Below are 22,989 nucleotides of genomic sequence, written 5' to 3' on the forward strand. Positions count from 1 at the left end.
AAAGCGCTTATATATAACCGACCGGACACATGTCCGGTCGGTTATTTTTATAGAGTTGGGGAGCGAACCCCGAGCTCATCTTCTAACACCTTCGCAATACGAAGCAAGATTGTATCATTAAATTTATTTGCAGAAGCTTGTAGTCCAACAGGCATCCCTTTCGCTGTAAATCCTCCTGGAATAGATGCTGCTGGATGTCCTGTGCAATTATAGAGTTGTGTCATCATCCAGTCTGAGATAGGAGAGGAGGCTTTTCCATTAATCCATTCAGGACCTTCTATGTCGTGATTGAAAGCGGCAACCCCAAGAACTGGAGACAATAAGCAATCGAATTCACTGTAGATGTGCTGTAACTTATTCCAGATTACAGTGCGGAGCTCTTCTGTTTTCCGAAGTTCAACTGCGCTAATCTTTCTTCCTTCTTCTATCATTGCAGCTACCGATGGGCTAAAATCGCTAGGCTTACTATCATATAAACTACCGTAAGCACTTGCGAGTCCTGCAAACCACATCTTATTAAAAAATGAGATCAACTCGGTTAACTCTAAATCGAAATCAATTGGAACCTCTACTAGTTTAGCACCATGCTTTTCCAATATCGGGAGTACCTTCTCGATGACTTCACTCACCTCGGGTTCACATTCGTACATACCATAATCCCTTGTATAAGCAAATGTCATTCCTTCAATCCCTTTGCAAGCAGCTAGTGTTAAATCTTCTTTTTCGAGCGGCATAGAATACGGATCGCCTGGTTCATACCCTTCCATTATTGAGAGGAGGGTGGCAGAGTCTTCTACTGTTCTGCTCAAAGGTCCGTAGTGAACATAGGGGTGTGTTGTTCCGAATCTATTGAAAGGCGAACTATCAAATGGGACTCGACCAAACGTAGGTTTAAGGCCTAAGATGCCGTTGAAACTCGCTGGAATTCGTATTGAACCACCGCCATCGCTACCTTCAGCGAGAGGGACGCATTTACTAGCAACAGCTGCACCTGAACCACCACTTGAGCCCCCAGCTGTCATATCCTTATTCCAGGGGTTCTTAGTTGGTCCTATGATTTGATTATTAGTCGTTCCTTTATGACCAAACTCTGGTGTGTTTGTTTTCCCTATAATAATTGCGCCAGATTTTCTAATTCGCTTAACAATCGTTGGTTCATGATCAGGCACATGATCCTTAAATAGTACAGAGCCAAAAGTAGTTTTCTTTCCTATGACGGGGGTGAGGTCCTTCAGAGCGATTGGAACTCCATGAAGTGGTCCTAATTTTTGGCCTTTCATAATATCGTTTTCCGCTAATCTCGCTTCTTTTAGAACTTCTTCTTCAAACACAGATACAAACATGTTTAGCTCTTTGTTCAAACTGTTAATTCGGTCGAGATGTGCTGAAATAACATCAACCGGAGAAATCTCTTTGTGGGCTATTAGCGTAGCCATCTCTACTGCACTTAAGTCTATAATTTCCAATCCATCACTTCCTAACAATTTCTATAGTGTTAACTTTAGCGAAAAAAACCAATTGGGGCAATTTGAAAAAATGAAGGGATTCTTATCGAGGTGCTAAAATCGTTAGTGAAGCATCTATTCCAATGTGTTGATTTCAATTGGGCGGTCATAATAGTCATAAGAGTTAAAAAGATTGTTTTAACAGCTAGAAAAGTAGGAAATGAGTATCAATAGGATGATGTCTTTGTAATTTTAATAGGAATTTATGATGTTTGAATAGAAAAAATCATTACATGGATGTTTTTCATTATGATATAGTAGTACATAAAAGCGCCAAAGTGTATTGGAGGAGATAGGATGAGATACTTAACAGCAGGAGAATCACACGGTCCACAACTAACAACTATTATAGAAGGTGTTCCTGCAGGATTAGAACTTCTTGCAGAGGATATAGATAATGAACTAGCTAGAAGACAGTTAGGTTATGGTCGAGGACGAAGAATGCAAATTGAAAAAGATCGCGCACAAATTTTGAGTGGTGTGCGACATGGAAAAACGACGGGTGCACCAATTACACTTGTCGTTGAAAATAAAGACTGGACACATTGGAAGAACTATATGGGTGCTGAGCCACTTACAGAATCTCAAGAAAAGAATATGAAGCGTCAAATATCACGTCCAAGACCGGGGCATGCCGATCTTAATGGTGCAATTAAATATGGACACAGAGATATGCGAAATGTTCTTGAACGATCATCTGCTCGTGAAACGACAGTTCGAGTTGCTGCAGGTGCAGTAGCAAAAAAACTATTGAAAACCCTTGGAATTAACGTGGCAGGACATGTTCGTATGATCGGCGGTATCGAAAGTAATTACACCGGCGGATTGTCGTTAGAGGAAATGCAGCGGGTTTCAGAGGAGTCACCTGTTCGAAGCCTTGATGAGCAAGCAGGCGAAAAAATGATGAAAGCCATCGACGATGCGAAGAGTAATGGAGATTCCATCGGCGGAATCGTTGAAGTGGTTGTTGAAGGAGTTCCTATCGGACTCGGTAGTCACGTCCAGTTCGATCGGAAACTCGATTCAAAAATAGCAGCGGCGATTGTCGGCATCAATGCTTTTAAAGGTGTTGAATTTGGAATCGGATTTGAAGCTGCTAAAATTCCAGGTAGTGAAGTTCATGATGAAATAGCATGGTCGAAAGAAGAAGGTTACACTCGTAAAACAAACCGCTTAGGTGGTTTTGAGGGCGGGATGACAACAGGCATGCCAATTGTTGTCAAAGGCGTTATGAAGCCGATCCCTACATTGTACAAACCCCTACAAAGTGTTGATATCGATACAAAAGAACCTTTCTCTGCGAGTATCGAACGGTCAGATAGCTGTGCAGTTCCTGCAGCTAGTGTTGTTGCTGAGAGCGTTGTTTCGTGGGAAATCGCTTCATCATTACTTGATAAGTTTGGGCATGATCGTATTGAAGAGATTGCAAGTAACCTCAGCCAATACAAATCATATAGTCAGGAGTTTTAATGCATGGAATCAATGATGATCGATACGACTGACAGGAGCTACCCGGTTTATATCGGGGTAGGAATAAGTAAACGTTGGCGAAAGCTTATCGATCAGTTTCAAGCCTATTCCAAGTATTTCTTAATTACTGATGAAACTGTATCTGAACACTACCTTTCTTCTTTTTTGGAAGGTGAAAAAGAGATATCAGTATATGTCATCCCTACAGGCGAGAAATCAAAGTCTATGGAAGAGTATGGGAAGTGTTTAACAGCGATGCTTGAAGCAGAACTCGATCGAAAATCTTGTGTGATCGCTCTTGGAGGAGGGGTTGTAGGAGATTTAGCGGGTTTTGCAGCAGCTACTTATATGAGAGGGATCGACTTCATCCAGGTTCCTACTACCCTCCTTGCACACGATTCTAGTGTAGGAGGGAAAACAGGGATAAATCACGAATATGGCAAAAATCTTATCGGAGCTTTTCACCAACCAGCAGCGGTAATTTATGATGTGAACTTTCTTCGGACATTACCTAAAAAAGAGTGGCGTTCTGGATTCAGTGAAGTTATCAAACACGCATTCATACACGATGAAGATTTTTTGCGCTGGCTTATGAGTCGGGAAAAGCGAGTTGAATCTTATACAGATGCCGAGCTTCAATACATTATTAAAAAAGGTATCAGTATTAAAGGAAAAATCGTTAAAGAAGATGAAAGAGAAAAGGGCATTAGGGCCTATCTCAACTTTGGTCATACGCTCGGTCATGCAATCGAGGCTGAGCTTGGTTATGGCGTAATCACGCATGGCGAAGCAGTTGCGATTGGAATGATCTATGCGATGAAAATTAGTGAAGCATATTATTCTTCGGATTTTCGTATTCATGAAATAGAGAAGTGGTTTTCACAGGTCGAGCTTCCGACCGTCATACCGCAGACATTACAGTCTGAGCGATTGATTATGCGTATGAAGAAGGACAAAAAAGCAGAAAATCAAAATTTGTCATTTGTTCTTCTGAAAAAAATCGGTGATCCACAAAGAGTAACCATCGATGAGAGCTTAGCTCTTAGGCTGCTTGAATCATGTGCAGAAGGGGGAGACTAAAGGGTGCTTAGAGGAATTAGAGGTGCGACAACAGTTGCAAACAATGATAAAGAAGAGATCCTTCAAGCAACTGAGGAGTTATTACATCAAGTGATCGAACAAAATAACGTCATACCAGAGCATGTGGCTTCAATTCAATTTACGATGACGAATGATCTAAATGCTGTATTTCCTGCAGAAGCTGTGCGTGCCTTAAAAGGATGGATGCATGTCCCTTTACTCTGTTCTTCTGAAATTGCAGTCGAAGGAGCATTGCCTTTATGTATTCGTGTCTTGATGACGGTCAACACCGAGGTTAATCAAAATGAGATTCAACATGTCTATTTAGAGAAGGCGATAGCATTACGACCAGACCTCGTTAGTTGACAAATAATTATGACCATACTAGTATGTATGTAAGTTTAGAAGAGATGAACAAATTAGAATTAATGAGCTGAGATAGTAGAGAATAGGATAGTTGAGTCGAGGAGAGCTTAGAGGGATACGTCTATTCACCCCCTGAGACAATCAGGGGGTTTTCTATACCCTTTTTCGGTATGTAAGTATTCAGACAATTCGTCTGTTATTTGGCATACCTCCATTATAAATCCTCATAACACTCAGCTTTTCCATTCTCCATTTCATCTAATGGAGGAGTGAGAAAGTTGACCACAGATTTTTCTTCTTTTAAAAAGGATGCCGCAACTTATCGGACCATCCCATTAATGAGATCGTATTTTATGGATACGACAACCCCTATACAAATTTTTCAAAACCTAGGCGACCGCGCAAGTTTCTTGTTAGAAAGTAGTGACCAGGAATCGAAATGGTCCAGATATTCATTTATTGGAACAGATCCAATCTATTCATTGGTCGAACAGGAGGGCGTTTTTTCTGTTATCGATATCGAAGGGAAAACCGTATTAACTAGACGGGAATTTCAATCAGGCGTTGAGGCACTGTTTCAATTGATGAATCCTAAAACAATCGATACGGATTTCCCATTCTATGGTGGTGCCGTTGGATATATTGGCTACGATTCAATCAGTCAATTCGAAAAGGTTCCTGAACATCCGAATCGAGATAAAGATTTCCCTCTCTATCATTTGCATGTATGTGAAAATCTTTTGATCTATGATCATCACCTTAAACGCTTGACCGTCAGTCATAACGCGAGGATCAATGAGGGGGATCAGCTCGAGGGAATTTATCATCACGGAATGAATGTAATAGATGAACTCACGAAGCTAGCAGCGCTTCCTGTTCAAAATAATGCGATCCACATTCCTGATAATATGGACGACGAAGTGGATTTCTCTCAAGTAAAATCTAATTATCCTAAAGAGAAATTTTTATCAGATGTAGAAAAAATAAAACAATATATCCTTGAGGGCGACGTGTTTCAAACGGTCCTTTCTCAACGATTTGAAAAAGATGTTTCTGTCGAAGGGTTAGACCTTTACCGTGTATTAAGAATCATTAATCCTTCTCCTTACATGTTTTATCTAAAGATGGACGATGTAGAGATAATCGGAAGTTCACCAGAAAAACTCGTACAAGTGCGAAATGGAACGGTTGAAATCGATCCGATCGCGGGTACTCGAAAACGAGGGAGAACGGAATCCGAAGATATGTCGCTTGAAAAAGAACTTCTTGAAGATGAGAAAGAACGCGCAGAGCATTATATGCTTGTAGACCTTGCAAGAAATGATGTCGGAAGAGTTTCAGAATATGGGAGCATCTCAATACCACAATTGATGGAAATCGGTCGATTCTCGCATGTTATGCATATTGTTTCTAGGGTCACTGGGGTGTTATCTCCGTCAGTTACAAGCCTAGATGCTGTCATCGCTTCTTTCCCTGCTGGAACCGTTTCAGGAGCTCCGAAGATAAGAGCAATGCAAATTCTTAGGGACCTTGAGCCAACCCCGCGCTCGATTTACTCTGGAGCGATTGGTTACATCGGGTTTGATGGCAACATTGACTCTTGCATTGCGATACGTACGATGGTCGTGAGGGATGGAAAAGCATATATACAAGCAGGAGCAGGAGTTGTAGCAGATTCAATCCCTGAGAAAGAATGGGAAGAGACACGAAATAAGGCGAGTGCATTAATTAAAGCGATTCAGGTAGCGGAAGCCATTTTTTATAGAAGGGAAGAGCAGCTCAATGTTTAAACAACAACTAAAAAGTATGGTAAGTGGGTCAACACTATCTGAAGAAAAAGCAGAGAAAATGATGGATTTCATTATGGAAGGTCAAGTGGAAGATGCCCAAATTGCAAGCTTCCTAACGTTACTAGAAGTAAGGGGAGAGACTGTAGACGAGCTAACAGGTTTTGTTCGTTCTCTAAGGAACCATGTTCTACAGCTTGATCACGGAGGTCTCCCATTAATCGATACATGCGGAACTGGTGGAGATGGACAGTCAACGTTCAATATATCGACAGCAGCGGCGATATTAGTATCAAGCCAGGGAGTGAAAGTTGCTAAGCACGGAAATCGAGCAGTTTCATCAAAAAGTGGAAGTGCGGATGTACTAGATGAATTAGGAATCCCAACACAGTCCTCAAGGAACTTAGCAGTCGAAGTATTAAGAGAGAAAAACATGTGTTTTCTTTTTGCTCCCAACTACCACGTAGCTATGAAGCATGCGGTGAATGCTAGGAAAGCGGTTGGCTTTCGAACTGTGTTTAACAGTCTAGGACCGTTAGCTAATCCTGCAGGTAGTCAATCACAGTTGATTGGTGTTTACTCTCATGAGAAAGCACTAAAGATGGCTGAAGCATTGAAGCGACTTGGTACGAAGAGGGCTCTTCTTGTAACTGGCGGAGAGGGAATGGATGAATGCTCGATTAGCACATATACCGATTTTGTGGAATTAAGAGATGGGGAAATCGACACGTATCGGTTAACACCTGAAGAAGTTGGTTTAGAATCTCATCATTCAAATGAACTTAGAGTCGAAACGGCGAGAGAAAGTGCCAAGATCATTTCGGATATATTTGAAAATAAAGCGAATAAAGCGAGTAGTGGAATCGTTTATTTTAATGCGGGTGCCGCACTATATCTTGCAGGAGTATGTGAGTCGGTTGCAGAAGGCGTTCGTATTGCAAGAAAAGCCGTTGAGGCAGGAGATGCAAGTAAACAACTAGCGTCGCTAAATGGGAAGGAGTTGAACGTACATGCTTGATAAAATTGTCGAAGTAAAAAAAGACGAATTAAAAAACTTTACGATACCTGGTCCCATCGAAGTGGATCACGTATCCCTCAAGAATAGTCTAGAAAATGCTAATCATGATATTGGGTTGATTGCTGAGGTGAAAAAAGCATCACCTTCAAAAGGAATCATAAATGAAAACTTCAATCCTGTAGAAGTAGCGCTTGCTTATGAGCGTGCAGGGGCTGATGCTATTTCGGTTCTAACCGACGAAACCTTTTTTAAAGGGAAAAACTCATTTCTGACTGAGGTTAAAAAGCATGTTAGCCTTCCTGTTCTCCGGAAAGATTTCATCATTGATAAAAGACAAATTGAAGAGAGTAAGCTAATTGGGGCAGATGCAATATTATTGATCGTTAAAGTTCTAGGAGCTGAGAAAACGAAAGAATTTTATAACTTAGCAAAAGACTTTAACCTAGAATGTCTTGTAGAAGTTCATTCTAAAGAGGAGCTCCAAGCGCTTACGGAGATAATTGAGCCAGAGATTATCGGGATAAATAACCGAAACTTAGATACGTTTGATACATCAACAAAAAACACGAGAGATTTGAGTCCTTTTGTACCTTCTCACTCATTGATGATCAGCGAGAGTGGAATTTCAGATTATAATGATATAAAAGACGTGATGAAGGTAGGCGCTTCAGGTGTTCTAGTTGGAGAAGCACTAATGAGGGACGGTATGTATGAAGAAAGGATAAGCCGCCTGTTTGGGGGAGCTATATATGAAGCCTAAATTAAAGCTTTGTGGAAATCGATCATGCGATGATTGGAAACTCGTAAGAGAAAGTGATGCGAACTATGCAGGATTTATTTTTGCAAACAGCCCTCGGAGAGTGGAAAACAATCAAGTAGCGAAATGGTTAGCCGAATATCCATCGAACGGGATGAAAATTGTTGCGGTTTTCGTAAACCCTGATTTAGAAGAGATAGCTGACACAGTCAGTACCGTACCAATTGACATTATTCAACTTCATGGAAATGAAAATGCTCCATTCGCTACTAAAATAAAGCAAATGACCGGAAAAGAAATATGGAAAGTCATCCACCATTGTAATGCAGCAAAAGAGGAAATGATAGCTTTTGCTGGTATAGCTGATGGGTATGTGATTGATACGAAGCTCCCAGGACAATGGGGAGGTACAGGGAAAAAATTTGATTGGGAATCAATTCCTTCATACAAAGAAGTAGCTAATGAACAGGGTGTTCCTCTGTTTGTTGCTGGCGGAATCAACGATAGCAATGTTACAGAACTACTTTCGTATCAGCCAGACGGAATTGATCTATCTAGTGGAATAGAACTTAACGGTGGGAAAAATCGCGACAAAATCGAAAAACTCCAGGAAAGGCTGTGTTAATCGTGGCAACAATGGTACCTGATCAACGTGGAAGATACGGACAATTCGGCGGGAAATATGTTCCCGAGACTGTGATGTATGCACTTGAGGAATTAGAAAGCTCATTAAATAAAGCGATGGAATCAGATGAATTCATCGCGCAGTATCATGAAGAACTGAAAAAATACTCTGGTAGACCAACACCAATCACTCATGCAGAGAATCTATCTACTCGTCTAGGTGGTGCTCAAATATATCTTAAACGTGAAGACCTTAATCATACAGGTGCTCACAAATTGAATAATGCGATCGGACAAGCTTTGCTTGCAGTTCGCATGGGAAAAGAAAAGATTGTAGCTGAGACGGGTGCTGGACAACATGGGGTGGCTGCAGCAACAGTCGCTGCTAGATATGGCCTGGAATGCAAAGTCTTCATGGGCGAGGAGGACATTAGACGACAAGAGTTGAATGTATTCAGAATGAAACTATTAGGTGCGGAAGTTGTGCCTGTATCATCAGGAAGTAAGACATTAAAAGATGCTACGAACGAAGCGATTCGTTACTGGGTATCGAATGTTGAAGATACATTCTATTTAATTGGATCAGTTGTCGGACCGCACCCTTATCCGAAAATGGTTCGAGACTTCCAACGTGTAATCGGTGATGAGTCACGTACTCAGTTGGAAGAGACTCCAAACAAAATCATCGCATGTGTTGGAGGCGGAAGTAATGCAATGGGAATGTTCTACCCTTATTTAGAAGATGATGTTGATTTAATCGGCGTAGAAGCAGCTGGGAAAGGTATTCATACAGGCAAACATGCCGCGACATTATCCGAAGGGCGCCTTGGAGTTATCCATGGGTCGATCACATACCTCCTTCAAAATGAAACGGGACAAATTCAGGAGCCTTATTCGATTTCAGCTGGTCTAGATTATCCTGGTATAGGACCAGAGCATGCCTATTTATCAGAATCAGGTCGAGTCACGTATAAAGGTATTACAGATCAGGAAGCGTTAGAAGCCCTAAAGATTCTTTCAGAGGAAGAGGGAATCATCCCAGCGATCGAGAGTGCTCATGCACTAGCAGAAGCGATAAAACAAGCACCTGAATTACCAACAACTGATGTGATTCTTGTTTGTTTATCAGGTCGAGGAGATAAAGACGTTCACACGATTATGGAACATCTTGGAGGTGAGGTAGATGAATAAACGATTCAAAGAACATGTAGAAGATAAAAAGGACCTATTTATTCCATTTATAACAGCGGGAGACCCTAATCCTGAGTCAACGGTCGATCTGGCGATTATGCTCCAAGAAGAGGGAGCAAATGCAATTGAGCTCGGAATTCCTTATTCTGATCCTCTTGCAGATGGTCCTGTTATTCAACGTGCATCTGAACGAGCATTAAAGAACGGGATGAGTCTGGAAAAAGCGATGGACTTAGTCCCGAAAATGCGAGAAAAAGGACTTGAAATACCAGTAATCATATTTACTTATTATAATCTTTTGTTACAATTAGGAGAAGAACGCTTCTTCGCTTTAGTGCGTAAAAATCACGTTGATGGACTTTTAGTTCCAGATCTTCCTTATGAAGAGAGTGGTGAATGGAGAGAGAGCTGTGAGAAAAACCAAACTGCCCTTATTTCACTTGTCGCACCTACTACTTCGGAAGAACGCTTAAAGAAAATTGCTCATGATGCTTCTGGTTTTCTCTACTGTGTTTCATCCCTTGGTGTAACAGGAACAAGATCGCATTTCGGGAGTTCGGTTTTCACTTTCTTAGAACGAGTAAAAAAACAGAGTAACGTGCCAGTAGCAGTGGGCTTTGGAGTTTCTCAGCCAGAGCATGTGAAGGAGCTTAAAGGATATTGTGACGGTGTTATCGTGGGAAGCGCAATAATTAGGCAAGTCGAATCACAAGTAGAAGCTTTGCAAAATACAGATTCACAAAAGGAAGCGATCGAACAAATCCGAGCTTATGTAAGGGATTTGGTTGCTCCCTTTGAGAAAACGAAAATTCATTCGTGAGGTGCAGTTATGATTCCAAAACGTCAACTTAAGGGCCTAACCCCTTACAAACCAGGCAAGCCGATTGAAGAAGTGAAAAAAGAGCTTGGTTTAAAAGAAGTGATCAAGCTCGCTTCTAATGAGAATCCGTATGGTTCATCCAAGTCTGTGAAGGATGCAATAAAGAAAGAGCTCTCAGAGCTTCATATTTATCCTGATGGATACGCAGCATCTTTGAGAGACGCTGTTGCGACTCATCTTAATGTCGATCAAAAGCAGTTAGTTTTTGGGAATGGGTCTGATGAAGTAGTACAAATGATTTGTAGAACTTACCTTGAAAAAGGAACGAATACAGTGATGGCAACTCCAACCTTTCCGCAATATCGTCACAATGCCGTTATTGAAGATGCAGAAGTGAGAGAAATTCCTCTACATGCAGGAAAGCATCAGTTGGAAAAAATGCTTGATGCGATCGATGAAGAGACACGTGTCGTTTGGGTATGTTCACCAAATAACCCAACGGGTGAGCATGTTACCGAAATGGAACTAATAGAATTTCTAAACCGAGTTCCTGAAGATGTTCTCGTGGTTTTAGATGAAGCGTATAAAGAGTATGTCACTGCGAGTGATTTCCATGATTCTTTAAAAGCTTTACCAAACTACAGAAATCTTATCATTCTTAGAACGTTCTCAAAGGCATATGGTATCGCAGCTCTTAGAGTCGGTTATGGCGTTGCGAGTCCAGAGGTCATCGAGACGATCGAGCCTTCTAGAGAGCCGTTTAATACTTCTAGGGTTGCTCAAGCAGCAGCAATTGCTGCACTTGACGATCAGCAGTTTATTGATACATGCCGTGAAGAAAATGAAAAAGGTAGAGAGCTCTATTACGAATTTTGTCGTGAATTTGACCTCACCGTTTATCCCTCACAGGGTAACTTTGTCCTAATTGATTTTGATATCCCTTCTGATGAGGTTTTTGAGCATTTGTTGAAAAAAGGCTATATCGTCCGTTCGGGTAGTGCTCTAGGCTTGCCTACTTCTCTTCGAATTACGGTTGGCTCTCAAAAACAAAATCAAGAAATCATTTCTCACCTAACACAGTTTGTTGAAGAACGGAGAAACTTGAACTCATGAAAAAAGAAGTAGCAGTAGTGGGGCTTGGGTTGATAGGTGGTTCTATCGCACTTGCGATAAAGAAGGCACATGAAGATGTCGTTATAAAAGGGTTTGATGTTAACGATAATCAACTCGAGCTCGCAAAAGCATTACGAGTAGTGGATGAAACAGCTTCTTCTCTTGAAGAAGCTGTTAAAACAGCTGATGTGATCATTATTTCTACACCTGTCGTGCAAACGGAAATGATCCTCGATCAGCTGAGTGAACTAGTATTAAAGAAAGAGGTTATTGTTACAGATGTTGGGAGTACAAAGCACTCTATCGTTGAGCACGCAAAAAATAGATTGCCAACAAACGTAACATTCATCGGGGGACATCCGATGGCAGGTTCTCATAAAACAGGCGTTTCTGCTGCAAAGCCTCATTTGTTTGAAAATGCATTTTATATCCTCACACCTGAAAAGGGTGTTGGTGGGGATAAACTAACTGAATTGAAGGATCTTCTAAAAGGGGCGAAGGCAACTTTTGTAGAACTAGGTGCAGAAGAACATGATTACCTTGTAGGGTTGATCAGTCATTTTCCTCACGTACTTGCTGCAAGCCTTGTAAACTATGTTAGTTCGAACAATCAGAACGAAGGTTTGAATGTGGCCAGGTTCGCGGCAGGTGGTTTTCGTGATATTACAAGAATCGCTTCGGCAAGTCCTGTTATGTGGCGTGACATCTTATTAAGAAATAAACGGGTGCTTCTTGAGATGATTGATGATTTAAAAGAAGAACTTGGGCGTATTCGTACGCACATTGAATGTGAAGATGGGGATGAAATTTACAGCTACTTTGCTGATGCGAAAGACTTTAGGGACGGTTTGCCTGTTCGTTCTAGAGGCGCAATCCCAGCATTTTATGATTTGTTTTTAGATGTTGAAGATGAGCCAGGTGTTATAGCTGCTGTTACACAAAACCTAGCAAGTGAGGATATATCGATAACAAACATTAGAATCATCGAAACACGTGAGGATATTATGGGCGTATTGCGAGTTAGCTTCAGGTCTGAAAGCGATCGTGACCGAGCAAAACTTGTTCTCGATACTTATTTTAAAACGTATATAGATGACTAGTAAGGAGAGGCAGAACAATATGGAAACGATCATGAGAGCCAAAAGTTTGCAAGGTAGCATCACTATTCCTGGAGATAAATCGATTTCGCATAGAGCGGTTATGTTCGGTGCTATGGCGAATGGGACAAGTAAGATTTCGAATTTTTTGCCAGGCGATGACTGTTTGAGTACGATTTCCTGCTTCACAAAAATGGGTGTGCAAATCGAACAAGTAGGAACGTCGGTTATAGTACATGGAAGAGGGATCGATGGCCTACAAGAACCAAGTGAACTATTAGATGTTGGAAACTCAGGGACGACTTTCCGATTGATGATGGGTGTTCTTGCTGGTAGACCGTTTCACTCTGTATTAGCTGGTGATAACTCGATTGCAAAGCGCCCAATGAATAGGGTTTCCATCCCACTTCTTGAAATGGGGGCTAAGATTGATGGTCGTGAAAATGGTACATATGCGCCGATCACCATTCGTGGCGGACAAATCAAAGGTATTCATTATTCTTCGCCTGTTGCAAGTGCACAGGTGAAATCCGCAATTCTCCTTGCTGGGCTTCAGGCATCAGGTACAACTTCAGTAACGGAAACTCATCGTTCAAGAAATCATACAGAAAACATGCTGGAGAGTTTCGGTGTCAACGTCGTTAGAGATGGACTGACTGTGAGCGTTGAAGGAGGTCAGAGGCTCCTTGCAACAGATGTTGAGGTTCCAGGTGACATTTCTTCGGCTGCGTTCTTCCTTGTTGCAGGGGCGATTGTGCCCGAAAGTACCATAACGCTTCTAAACGTTGGAATCAATCATACACGTTCAGGGATTATTGATGTTTTAGAGCAGATGGGTGCAGACCTTACTATTAAGAATAGGCGAGTAATCAATCAAGAAAAAGTTGCAGATCTTACGATTAAGACGAGTGATCTCTCAGGCATTACGATTGAAGGAGAAATGATACCACGCCTCATCGATGAGATTCCAGTTATTGCTCTTTTAGCTACAAAAGCTAAAGGTAAAACGGTTATTAGAAATGCAGAAGAGCTTAAGGTTAAAGAAACAAATCGAATTGATGCAGTCGTACATGCATTGAATCAGCTAGGGGCCAACATCGTAGGAACAGAAGATGGTATGGTTATTGAAGAAACTGAGCGATTAACAGGTAGCACGCTTTCTAGTCTTGGCGATCATAGGATTGGGATGATGTTAGCGGTAGCTGGTTGTATCACAGAAAGTGAACTTAAGCTAGAGAACCCTGAAGCCATCAAAGTTTCATACCCTGGTTTCTTTGAGCACATGAAACAATTGAGAGTAAATTCTTAAGAATTTACTCTCGGTTTTATAGAGATGAAAAATATTACTAATTTTTCGAAATAATCTGTTGATTTAATCAATTTCCCTGTTATACTAAGGATAGTAATGGTTTCTCTCCACTCCTATCCATATTTATTTTTGTCCCTGTGTTTTGAAAGCGCTGTCAAGTGCTTTCTGCACAGGGAATTTTTTTTATTAAGGCGTGTATCATAAACGTGAATAATTTCTCATAGCCTGTCATTATACGAATGACAGGGGAGGCTTCCTTTTGAAGCACTTATATAATAAGGTTTCCATTAATAGGTTGAGGGATGAGTACAATCTTGTTGCTGGAGAGAAAGTAACGTATAAGACGAATGCTGGTCGGTTGGAGAAAGGAATCTGTTGCTCACTTAGTGGTTTTATGATGCAACCTGGCAAAGTAGGATTTGATGAAAAGATGTATACCTTATCAAATGATAATTTTTCAAGTGAAATCGAAAGATATGTGGAATGTGGGGTCACGACACTAATGACAATTGTTCCTATTACATCTGAGAGGAACCTTGAAGAAGAATTGCAGAAGGCATTAAAACCCTTTAACGACTCACCAATTGATTATGTTCCAGGCATACGAATGAACGCTGAGCGTGTTACACCTGAAGTGATGCGGAAATGTGCCCGTAATCGTTTACCATTTATCCTACTTGATTTTGAGAATGAATCGACTTGGAATAACTTTGTGTTTGAATGGATTCATCAAGCTAATTTCCCATATCGAGCAGCGATGATGGTGAACCTGGCATTTCTGTCAGATGTTCCGGAGGTAATACGTGGTAGAGAAAAGAACAATTGCTATGATCTGATTAAAAGTAAGGGACTTGACCCTTTTGATTATGATAGCATTGAAACTTATGGGGTATCTAGTTCCTTTCTAAAACGTACAGGGCTTTTTCCTATGAAAGGGACGTTAACTCAAGGGTCTCATTTCGATTATAATCTTTATCCTATTCATTTAGGCAATCGAGTTGATGAACAACCCATTCTTGATTATCATGGAGAAGAACCAGCTATTATCGGACTACGCGGTGAAATCATCAAAGTCAATCAACAATTTATGTTGAAACGAGGATTTGGAGAACGGTTAGCTATCAATAAGCCGGGATTCTTCACTGCAAGTCATGAAAATAAAAAAAGAAGAGTTAGAAGGAGTTTTGGATCGTGGAGCGTCTTAAACAAGCTATCTCCCTCATTGAGGCAGGTAATTTCGAAGAAGGATTAAAAGAATTAACGAAAGTACGCGAAACAGCGGACCATGAGGGGTTGTATGATTTATCTAATATCTATTACAGCCTGGGACTAATCGAAGATGCTCAAGACGTGGTTGAAGAGCTCTTGATGCATTATCCAAATGAAGGTGAACTTCTTGTACAAGCGGCAGAGTGCTATGTAGACCTTGAACAGGAGCAAGAAGCCATCGCTGCCCTTAGTAAAATCGATGAAAATGACGCTGCCTATCCGCCAGCATTACTGTTGCTTGCAGATCTTTACCAAACAGAAGGCCTAGAAGAAGTTGCTGAACAAAAAATGCTTGAAGCGAAACGTATATCACCTGATGAGCCGATCATTGATTTTGGGCTTGGTGAATTTTATTTAACTCAAGGACATCATAGTAAAGCAGTTCCGTATTACGAAGCAGTAATAAATACAAAAAGTGAACTTGCTAATGAAAATATAGAGCTTAGACTTGCTGAAGCTTTAAGTGGAAGTGGGGAGTTTGAACATGCTCTCACATTTTACGAAAAAGGTCTTGAAAATGCCCGTGAGATTAATGCTTTGTTTGGATATGGATTTACAGCTATCCAAATAAATGAATATAAAAAGGCAATTCATGCCTTTAAAGAACTTAAGGATCTAGACCCACAATATAGTACGCTATACCCTTACTTAGCCAAAGCTTATGAAGAAGAAGGTGGCCTCACTGAGGCATTAGAAACATTAGCTCAAGGGATTAAAGTGGATGAGTTTAATGAAGAACTTTACTTGCAAGCGAGCAGACTAAGTTTTAAATCGCATGACGAAGAAAGTGGAGAGAAGTATTTGAGAGAACTACTTGCCATTAACCCTTCTCATGTTGAAGCGGCTAAGACCCTTGCTACTTTCTTTAGAACAAAAGAGAGATATGATGATATTCTTGATCTCATCGAGAACATTGAAGAAGGCGAACAGAGCGATCCATATCTAGACTGGTCGGCTGCAACAGCCCTTGCGAATGAAGAGAAATATAAAGAGGCAATAAAACGGTATGAGAATGCATATACTTATTTCAAAAACGATCCATTGTTCCTTGAAGAGTATGGCTTATTCTTAATTGAAGAAGGACGAAGAAATGAAGCGATCGAATTATTTAAACAAGCCTTGAAGCAAGATCCAACATTAACTCACCTTGAAGAAGACATTATGCGTTTTGAGGAAGAAACAATTCAAGAGGATTAAGGTCCGATTGGAAGGATATTCAACTTCAATGACGAATTCTTAATTTAGGAAAATCTCAGGGAGGAATCGCTATGAGCAGCTCCGTTTCAGTCGTTGAAAAAAAGGACTTTCTTAAATGGTTCCTGAAAAATTATCAGGTGAAGAAGCGTGAATGTGTCTGGCTTTTGAATTATTTAATCAGCGACGAAGTTCTTATGGGAAATGTTCATTTTGTTGAAAATGCAGAATTTTGCCCGAAGGCCCTCGTTATTTCTACCCACTGTGTAGAAAACGCTCCTTTCAGATTTTACAAGCATAATATTATAACGACTGATCCTGAAAAATCATTTCATGATATCAGGTTGAATCAGGACGAGCCTATTTTTATTCAGCTCAATTTCAAAAGTAAAAATGTTTCTCCTCACTATGTAGCAGTGCTAGAAGAAAATCCTTTCCTGCCAGAAAACATGGCAGCAGATAAGAAATACTCTTTCCTTGCTGAGATGGTGCTCAATGAATCATTTACTCGGTTTAAGCGTGAATCACTTCTGAAGCAAATAGATGATGCTCTGGATCGAAAAGACATGGATCGATTTCAGAATCTGAGCAAACAGTTGAATAACCTTTAACCCTTGAAACTTTTCAAGGGTTTTTTTATACTTTTAAAAAGGTTTACATGGTTAAGGATGGAGGTCATAGGGTGATTAAATACTTAACATATTCAGATTATGGTCTACTAGAAAATATGAATACGAATATTCGCAACGATTACATCCTTAGGATTTTCCCTAGACTTGTTCAACAAGAATCACTAATAGGGTATTTTGAGAACGATCGGTTGATCGGTATAGCAGGCCTTACTTTATTTGAGAATGAAATAGCCATACTCGGAAGGTTGCGCACAGATGTATCTTATAGAGGAAAAGGGATTGCAACCACTTTAATGAAAGCACTCATAGAAAAAGCCTATATGACCCAATCTCTGAAGTGGGTAGGGTACGCTACGGAAATGGACAATATTCCTGCTAATCAATTATCTAAGAGGTTAAATATGACGAGAGAATCTATTCTTGTTTCCGCACGTGTAGGCCCAGGGATAATACATGGTATAGAAGGTCAATCGCGATTTAATAAACGAACGAATTCTCGTTTGAAACGATCGACGGTCTTGAAAGCCTTTAACGAAAATCAATTCTCGTTCTTTCCTTATGAAATTTATTATCCGCTCCCCTATATTCCATCCTTAAGTCACCTATACATAGAGAAAATTGAGTTGTATAGTAGTGAAGTCGGAAGTTTTTTTCTAACTAGAGAAGAAAAAGGTGATTCCTATCTTCATGTAAAGCTATTTAACCCTACACTTCTAAAAAATAAACAGATGTGGAATATAATTAATAAGATAGCGAATGATGAGGGAAGAACGATCTGGATTGATTTGCCTATAGAATATGAAGATTTATTAGGAGAGGCATTTCAAAAAACTTATTGGCATTTAATTGGACAAGGAAGGGAGATGAAACTATGAAATGGACTGAAAGTGATATAGAAGTATACGCGAAAGAAAAAGAATACGTGGACACAGCTGTTGTTCCTTTGATTCCAATATCTCTTACTTCCAACATGAAGAGTACAGTATCAATGGGAGAATATATTACGATTATTGCGAATGAACTTGAAAGACAATTGAAGGGCCGAATGCTTTTGGTTCCAGCTTTTACATATCTTCAATCTGAAGATCAGGATTCTCGAGCTGAGAGATTAAGAAAAATAGAAGACGAATTAACTGAGGGTGGAATGAAACATATTATTACCCTTACTTCAGATGTAGATTGGAAGCAGTCAGAAGAGCACCTATCTAGCGGGCTTCTATGGATGCCTGCAATTCCTCTTGAGCACATGGATGACCAATATAAAGTAGAAACGGTTTCAGCACAGATCAAACAAGTTTTGCAATTTGTAACAAATAAGTGGCAAAGTAGTATAAAAGGCTGATTTGAGGCAAGCTAAAGACTAATCAGAATATTGACAGCGTTAGAGTGACTACGCTATCATAGGAATGTCCTAGTTATATGTGTGTATTATACGTCCGGCTGGACTGACTTCATAGGATAGGGGGGAAACCAATGGCGAAGAAGAAGGAAGTAACAAGACGCCAATTTCTAAACTACAGCCTGACTGGTGTAGGTGGTTTTATGGCAGCTGGAATGCTTATGCCGATGGTTCGTTTTGCAATCGATCCATTGTTAAAAGAAAAATCAAAGCAGGAATTTGTTCCTGTAATGGACACAAGTGAGATTACAACTGAACCAGTTCGTAAAGAGTTCAAAATCGATCAAGTTGATGGCTGGTATGAATCTGAAGTAACGCAATCTGCATGGATTTACAAGGATAAGAAAGACGAGATTGTTGCACTTTCACCTGTTTGTAAACACCTTGGATGTACGGTTGACTGGGCTTCTAATGCTGCATTTCCTAATCAGTTTTATTGCCCGTGTCACGGCGGCCGTTATACGAAAGACGGCGTGAATGTTCCAGGCACACCGCCTCTTGCACCGCTAGATGTTTACAACAAAAAAGTTGAGGATGGAAAACTTTACCTCGGAAAACCTGAACCACGTTAGGGGGCGTAATCTATGTTAAATAAGATCTATGATTGGGTAGATGAACGCTTAGATATTACGCCTATGTGGCGCGATATTGCGGATCACGAAGTGCCTGAGCACGTAAACCCAGCTCACCACTTTTCAGCGTTTGTTTATTGCTTTGGAGGATTAACGTTTTTTATTACAGTAATCCAAATTTTATCCGGGATGTTCCTTACAATGTATTATGTACCGGACATTGTGAACGCCTGGGAGTCTGTTTACTATCTTCAAAATGAAGTAGCATTCGGACAAATCGTACGAGGAATGCACCACTGGGGAGCCAGTTTAGTTATCGTTATGATGTTTCTACATACCCTTCGAGTGTTCTTTACAGGTTCTTATAAGAAACCTCGTGAACTTAACTGGGTTGTCGGTGTACTTATTTTCTTCGTAATGCTTGGCCTAGGATTTACAGGGTATCTCCTTCCTTGGGATATGAAAGCACTATTCGCAACGAAAGTTGGTCTGGAAATTGCTGTAACGATTCCAGTAGTTGGTGAGTGGGCGAAAACCCTACTTGCAGGAGGAGAAATTATCGGGGCTCAAACACTTGCTCGTTTCTTTGCGATTCATGTGTTCTTCCTTCCAGCAGCGCTGCTTGGATTGCTTGGTGCCCACTTTATTATGATTCGAAAGCAGGGTATTTCTGGCCCGTTGTAAGATGCGGCTGATCTACATGAAAATACCATATAATTTTTATACGAAGGAGGGGGACAGATGCATCGCGGAAAAGGAATGAAGTTTGTGGGCGATTCGCGTATTCCTGCGCAACGAAAGCCAAACATTCCAAAAGATTACTCAGAGTACCCCGGCAAAACTGAAGCGTTTTGGCCGAACTTTCTATTAAAAGAATGGATGGTTGGTGCAGTATTCCTAATTGGTTACCTGGCACTAACAATTGCTCATCCGTCTCCGCTCGAACGTGTAGCGGATCCAACGGATGCAACATATACACCACTTCCAGACTGGTATTTCTTATTCTTGTATCAGCTCTTGAAGTATAAGTATGCAGCAGGTGCTTACACGCTTATAGGTACGATCGTAATGCCAGGTCTGGCTTTCGGTGCTTTGATGTTAGCGCCTTGGCTTGACCGTGGACCAGAGAGACGACCTGCAAAGCGCCCTGTAGCCACTGCTCTAATGTTACTTGGTCTTATTTCAACTGTTTACTTAACCTGGGAGTCCGTAGTGACTCATGACTGGGAAAAGGCTGCAAAGCAGGGTGAGATCGTCGAAGCGACAGTAGACAAAGAGTCAGAGGGATATCAGATTTATTCCTCGCAAAGCTGTATTGGATGTCATGGTGACAGCTTACAGGGAGGCTCTGGTCCATCGCTTCTAGAGACTTCTCAAACAAAAGAGTCGATTCTCGACATTGCACAAAATGGTATTGGTGGTATGCCAGCGAACGCATTCAAAGGTTCTGATGAAGAGCTAGAGAAGTTGGCAACTTTTATTGTTGAAACTGCTGAAGCGAATAAATAATTATGAAAAAAGCTGACTGTAATGGTCAGCTTTTTTTCAATCATTTACTATTGAGGAGAAGGCAGATGATTTACGAACTTTTGTATATTCTCAAATCCAAAACCTTTCTATGGAGTATGTTAGTTATCAATGCGTTAGGCACAGCTTATGGGTATTACTGGTATGGGTGGCAGCTAGAAGAAACGGAGCCAATCTTTCTTTTATTTGTCCCTGATAGTCCAACAGCAAGCTTGTTTTTTTGTTTTGTATTAATTGCGTTTCTATTAGGCAAAAATTGGCCTCTACTCGAAACACTAGCAGCAGTTACCTTATTTAAATATGGAATCTGGGCAGTGGTCATGAACATCATGGTCATGCAAGTGACAGGGGTGCTATCACCAATCGCGATTATGCTGATCGTCTCTCATTTTGGCATGGCGATTGAAGGATTACTTTATTCTCCTTTTTACAAAATAAAAGGTTGGCATCTAATCTTTGTAGCCGTTTGGACGTTACATAATGATGTGATTGATTATGTATTTGGGCAAATGCCTCGATATTCGATGCTAAATGAATTCACTTCTGAAATCGGTTATTTTACATTCTGGTTATCAATTGCTTCATTACTTATTGTCTATCTCCTTACTATTAGAAATTCACAATACAAGATGAATATTCGTTAAGAAGACTTAGTGGTCTACTCTTGTCCCTTTAATCATACATTGAATTAGGATGAAGGAGGGACAGGTATGGTTAGACGATTACTCCTGGTTTTATTGCTTTTCATTCTTCCTATTAACGTACTCGCCACTGAAAATGATACTAGACAATCCTGGGATGATTTCGCTTCAAAAGTTCTTGAATTTGGAAAGCAAGAAGAGTTTGAAAGAGCTAAGATGATGCTTGAACAATTTGCAGAAGTGTTCCCTGGAACAGAGAGTACTGAATTGACGACGAGTGAAATGCGTATTGTGTTGAATACTCACAATCGAGCATTGAATTCAGTAACTGCAATCAATCAAGGAACAGATCAGAGGGTTAAGGCACTAACTGAATTTCGTCTTGCCGTGGATGCACTTGTTACGGAAGAGCAGCCTATCTGGCGTCAAACGGATGATAAGATACTCGGATTAATTGAAGAAATGAAGGCAGCTGTGGAGCACCGAGATTACGAAGTTTATGAGAGGAATCTACAGACGTTCTTAGGGACTTATAGTGTTATACGTCCAGCTCTTGGAATCGATCTATCTACTGAACTTCAACAAAGACTAGACTCCCATATTGCATTCTTTGAAAATTATGGTTCTACCCATAAAGAAGAGTTGTCAAATCAACTGGAAACGATGAAGGTGGACTTTAAAGAAGTGTATGAAGGTCCGGTTAAGAAGGATGATACATCGATCTTTTGGATGATTGTATCGATCGGTGGAATAATAACTGTTACACTACTCTATGTCCTATACCGAAAGTATCGCGGAGAAAAGACAGAAGTGAAACAATATAAGCAGGTTGAGAAAGATTAAACCCTGATATAACAGGATATTAATTGACTTTTACGATCTATTTGACTAAAATTGACGTTAAGATAGAGAGAGAGATACTACTATGGAGGAATGGAAATGGCTAGTATTCTGATTTATTTCGCGCTTCTTTTAATCATACCACTCTGGGCTCAGAGCCGAGTGAAAAGTGCGTACAAAAAATATTCTAAGGTTCCCAACTCATCAGGTATGACAGGTGCCGAAGTAGCACGAAAAATTCTTGATGAAAATGGTTTATATTCAGTAGGAGTAGAAGAAGTTCGCGGTCATTTATCAGATCATTATGATCCGCGTTCTAAGACAGTAAGATTGTCTTCAGGTAATTTTCACGGACATTCAGTTGCAGGAGCGGCGATTGCAGCTCACGAAGTAGGACATGCTATTCAGGATGAACAAGATTATGCTCCTTTACGCTTCAGACATACTTTGGTCCCTGTTGCGAATTTGGGTTCTAACTTCAGTTATTTTGTTATCCTAGCAGGTATACTGATGTCTTCAGCAAACTTTATTTTACTTGGTATCATCTTCATGAGTGCAGCTGTACTCTTCCAGCTAGTAACTTTACCAGTAGAGTTTAACGCTTCTAGTCGTGCAATGGAACAAGTTGTTTCCTCAGGAGTCATTCGAAATGACGAAGAACGTGAAACGAAGAAAGTATTGAATGCAGCAGCACTTACTTACGTTGCAGCAGCAGTAGTTGCACTACTTGAACTTGTGCGATTCGTATTTATCTTTATCGGAATGAACGAAGATTGAT

At 40.5% G+C, this 22,989-nt stretch carries 24 protein-coding genes; 23 read left to right on the plus strand and 1 reads right to left on the minus strand.

The genetic code is table 11. The features are described 5' to 3' along the window. Positions 1-47: 47 nt before the first annotated feature. The gene (locus tag SJY16_RS08790) at positions 48-1,466 is read right to left on the minus strand and encodes an amidase (protein ID WP_377888793.1); all 1,419 of its coding nucleotides are present in this window, start codon (positions 1,464-1,466) and stop codon (positions 48-50) included. A gap of 336 nt (positions 1,467-1,802) precedes the next feature. On the opposite strand from SJY16_RS08790, the gene aroC reads away from it, so the two are divergent. From aroC to SJY16_RS08905, 23 genes are all read left to right on the plus strand, one after another. Further along, positions 1,803-2,975 (plus strand): chorismate synthase, encoded by a 1,173-nt coding sequence (gene aroC / locus SJY16_RS08795; RefSeq protein WP_377888794.1) that lies wholly within the window; start codon positions 1,803-1,805, stop codon positions 2,973-2,975. Between the two features lie 3 nt (positions 2,976-2,978). After that, a complete protein-coding gene (gene aroB, locus SJY16_RS08800; RefSeq protein WP_377888795.1) occupies positions 2,979-4,055 on the plus strand; it encodes a 3-dehydroquinate synthase in 1,077 nt (358 codons plus the stop codon). A gap of 3 nt (positions 4,056-4,058) precedes the next feature. Further along, positions 4,059-4,421: a chorismate mutase gene (gene aroH / locus SJY16_RS08805; RefSeq protein ID WP_377888796.1), complete on the plus strand. Its 363-nt coding sequence runs from the start codon at positions 4,059-4,061 to the stop codon at positions 4,419-4,421. Between the two features lie 269 nt (positions 4,422-4,690). Then, the gene (gene trpE / locus SJY16_RS08810; protein WP_377888797.1) at positions 4,691-6,211 is read left to right on the plus strand and encodes an anthranilate synthase component I; all 1,521 of its coding nucleotides are present in this window, start codon (positions 4,691-4,693) and stop codon (positions 6,209-6,211) included. After that, positions 6,204-7,226 carry an anthranilate phosphoribosyltransferase gene (gene trpD / locus SJY16_RS08815; protein WP_377888798.1) on the plus strand — a complete coding sequence of 341 codons (1,023 nt, stop codon included), beginning with the start codon at positions 6,204-6,206 and terminating at the stop codon, positions 7,224-7,226. Before trpE ends, trpD begins: the two co-directional genes overlap by 8 nt. Further along, complete coding sequence (gene trpC, locus SJY16_RS08820; RefSeq protein ID WP_377888799.1) at positions 7,219-7,986, plus strand: indole-3-glycerol phosphate synthase TrpC; 768 nt, start codon at positions 7,219-7,221, stop codon at positions 7,984-7,986. The genes trpD and trpC overlap by 8 nt, the downstream gene beginning before the upstream one ends. Further along, the gene (locus SJY16_RS08825) at positions 7,976-8,608 is read left to right on the plus strand and encodes a phosphoribosylanthranilate isomerase (protein ID WP_377888800.1); all 633 of its coding nucleotides are present in this window, start codon (positions 7,976-7,978) and stop codon (positions 8,606-8,608) included. Before trpC ends, SJY16_RS08825 begins: the two co-directional genes overlap by 11 nt. 2 nt (positions 8,609-8,610) lie before the next feature. Continuing rightward, positions 8,611-9,798, plus strand: coding sequence for a tryptophan synthase subunit beta (gene trpB / locus SJY16_RS08830; protein WP_377888801.1), 1,188 nt, complete (start codon positions 8,611-8,613; stop codon positions 9,796-9,798). Beyond that, the gene (gene trpA / locus SJY16_RS08835) at positions 9,791-10,618 is read left to right on the plus strand and encodes a tryptophan synthase subunit alpha (protein ID WP_377888802.1); all 828 of its coding nucleotides are present in this window, start codon (positions 9,791-9,793) and stop codon (positions 10,616-10,618) included. Before trpB ends, trpA begins: the two co-directional genes overlap by 8 nt. A gap of 9 nt (positions 10,619-10,627) precedes the next feature. Beyond that, complete coding sequence (gene hisC / locus SJY16_RS08840; protein ID WP_377888803.1) at positions 10,628-11,731, plus strand: histidinol-phosphate transaminase; 1,104 nt, start codon at positions 10,628-10,630, stop codon at positions 11,729-11,731. Further along, a complete protein-coding gene (locus SJY16_RS08845; RefSeq protein ID WP_377888804.1) occupies positions 11,728-12,831 on the plus strand; it encodes a prephenate dehydrogenase in 1,104 nt (367 codons plus the stop codon). Before hisC ends, SJY16_RS08845 begins: the two co-directional genes overlap by 4 nt. After that, positions 12,824-14,137 carry a 3-phosphoshikimate 1-carboxyvinyltransferase gene (gene aroA / locus SJY16_RS08850; RefSeq protein ID WP_377888805.1) on the plus strand — a complete coding sequence of 438 codons (1,314 nt, stop codon included), beginning with the start codon at positions 12,824-12,826 and terminating at the stop codon, positions 14,135-14,137. Before SJY16_RS08845 ends, aroA begins: the two co-directional genes overlap by 8 nt. 259 nt (positions 14,138-14,396) lie before the next feature. After that, positions 14,397-15,389 carry a hypothetical protein gene (locus SJY16_RS08855; protein ID WP_377888806.1) on the plus strand — a complete coding sequence of 331 codons (993 nt, stop codon included), beginning with the start codon at positions 14,397-14,399 and terminating at the stop codon, positions 15,387-15,389. After that, positions 15,329-16,603, plus strand: coding sequence for a tetratricopeptide repeat protein (locus tag SJY16_RS08860; RefSeq protein WP_377888807.1), 1,275 nt, complete (start codon positions 15,329-15,331; stop codon positions 16,601-16,603). Before SJY16_RS08855 ends, SJY16_RS08860 begins: the two co-directional genes overlap by 61 nt. 71 nt (positions 16,604-16,674) lie before the next feature. After that, positions 16,675-17,211 carry a ReoY family proteolytic degradation factor gene (locus tag SJY16_RS08865; protein ID WP_377888808.1) on the plus strand — a complete coding sequence of 179 codons (537 nt, stop codon included), beginning with the start codon at positions 16,675-16,677 and terminating at the stop codon, positions 17,209-17,211. Between the two features lie 71 nt (positions 17,212-17,282). Continuing rightward, positions 17,283-18,107, plus strand: a complete 825-nt coding sequence (locus SJY16_RS08870; protein WP_377888809.1) for a GNAT family N-acetyltransferase — start codon at positions 17,283-17,285, stop codon at positions 18,105-18,107. Continuing rightward, entirely contained in the window at positions 18,104-18,574 is a 471-nt protein-coding gene (locus SJY16_RS08875; protein WP_377888810.1) for a YpiF family protein, read from the plus strand. The genes SJY16_RS08870 and SJY16_RS08875 overlap by 4 nt, the downstream gene beginning before the upstream one ends. Before the next feature lie 131 nt (positions 18,575-18,705). After that, entirely contained in the window at positions 18,706-19,203 is a 498-nt protein-coding gene (locus SJY16_RS08880) for a ubiquinol-cytochrome c reductase iron-sulfur subunit (RefSeq protein WP_377888811.1), read from the plus strand. A 12-nt stretch (positions 19,204-19,215) separates the two neighbouring features. Further along, the gene (gene qcrB / locus SJY16_RS08885; protein WP_194221909.1) at positions 19,216-19,887 is read left to right on the plus strand and encodes a menaquinol-cytochrome c reductase cytochrome b subunit; all 672 of its coding nucleotides are present in this window, start codon (positions 19,216-19,218) and stop codon (positions 19,885-19,887) included. Between the two features lie 57 nt (positions 19,888-19,944). Then, positions 19,945-20,712 (plus strand): menaquinol-cytochrome c reductase cytochrome b/c subunit, encoded by a 768-nt coding sequence (locus SJY16_RS08890; protein WP_377888812.1) that lies wholly within the window; start codon positions 19,945-19,947, stop codon positions 20,710-20,712. Between the two features lie 65 nt (positions 20,713-20,777). Continuing rightward, positions 20,778-21,374, plus strand: a complete 597-nt coding sequence (lhaT, locus tag SJY16_RS08895) for a lipoprotein heptaprenylglyceryl N-acetyltransferase LhaT (RefSeq protein ID WP_377888813.1) — start codon at positions 20,778-20,780, stop codon at positions 21,372-21,374. A gap of 66 nt (positions 21,375-21,440) precedes the next feature. Further along, entirely contained in the window at positions 21,441-22,214 is a 774-nt protein-coding gene (locus SJY16_RS08900; protein ID WP_377888814.1) for a sporulation protein YpjB, read from the plus strand. 96 nt (positions 22,215-22,310) lie between these two features. After that, a complete protein-coding gene (locus SJY16_RS08905) occupies positions 22,311-22,988 on the plus strand; it encodes a zinc metallopeptidase (protein ID WP_377888815.1) in 678 nt (225 codons plus the stop codon). The last annotated feature ends 1 nt before the right edge of the window (position 22,989 follow it).

The organism is Alkalihalobacillus sp. R86527 (assembly GCF_042466185.1).
Taxonomy (GTDB): domain Bacteria; phylum Bacillota; class Bacilli; order Bacillales; family Guptibacillaceae; genus Guptibacillus.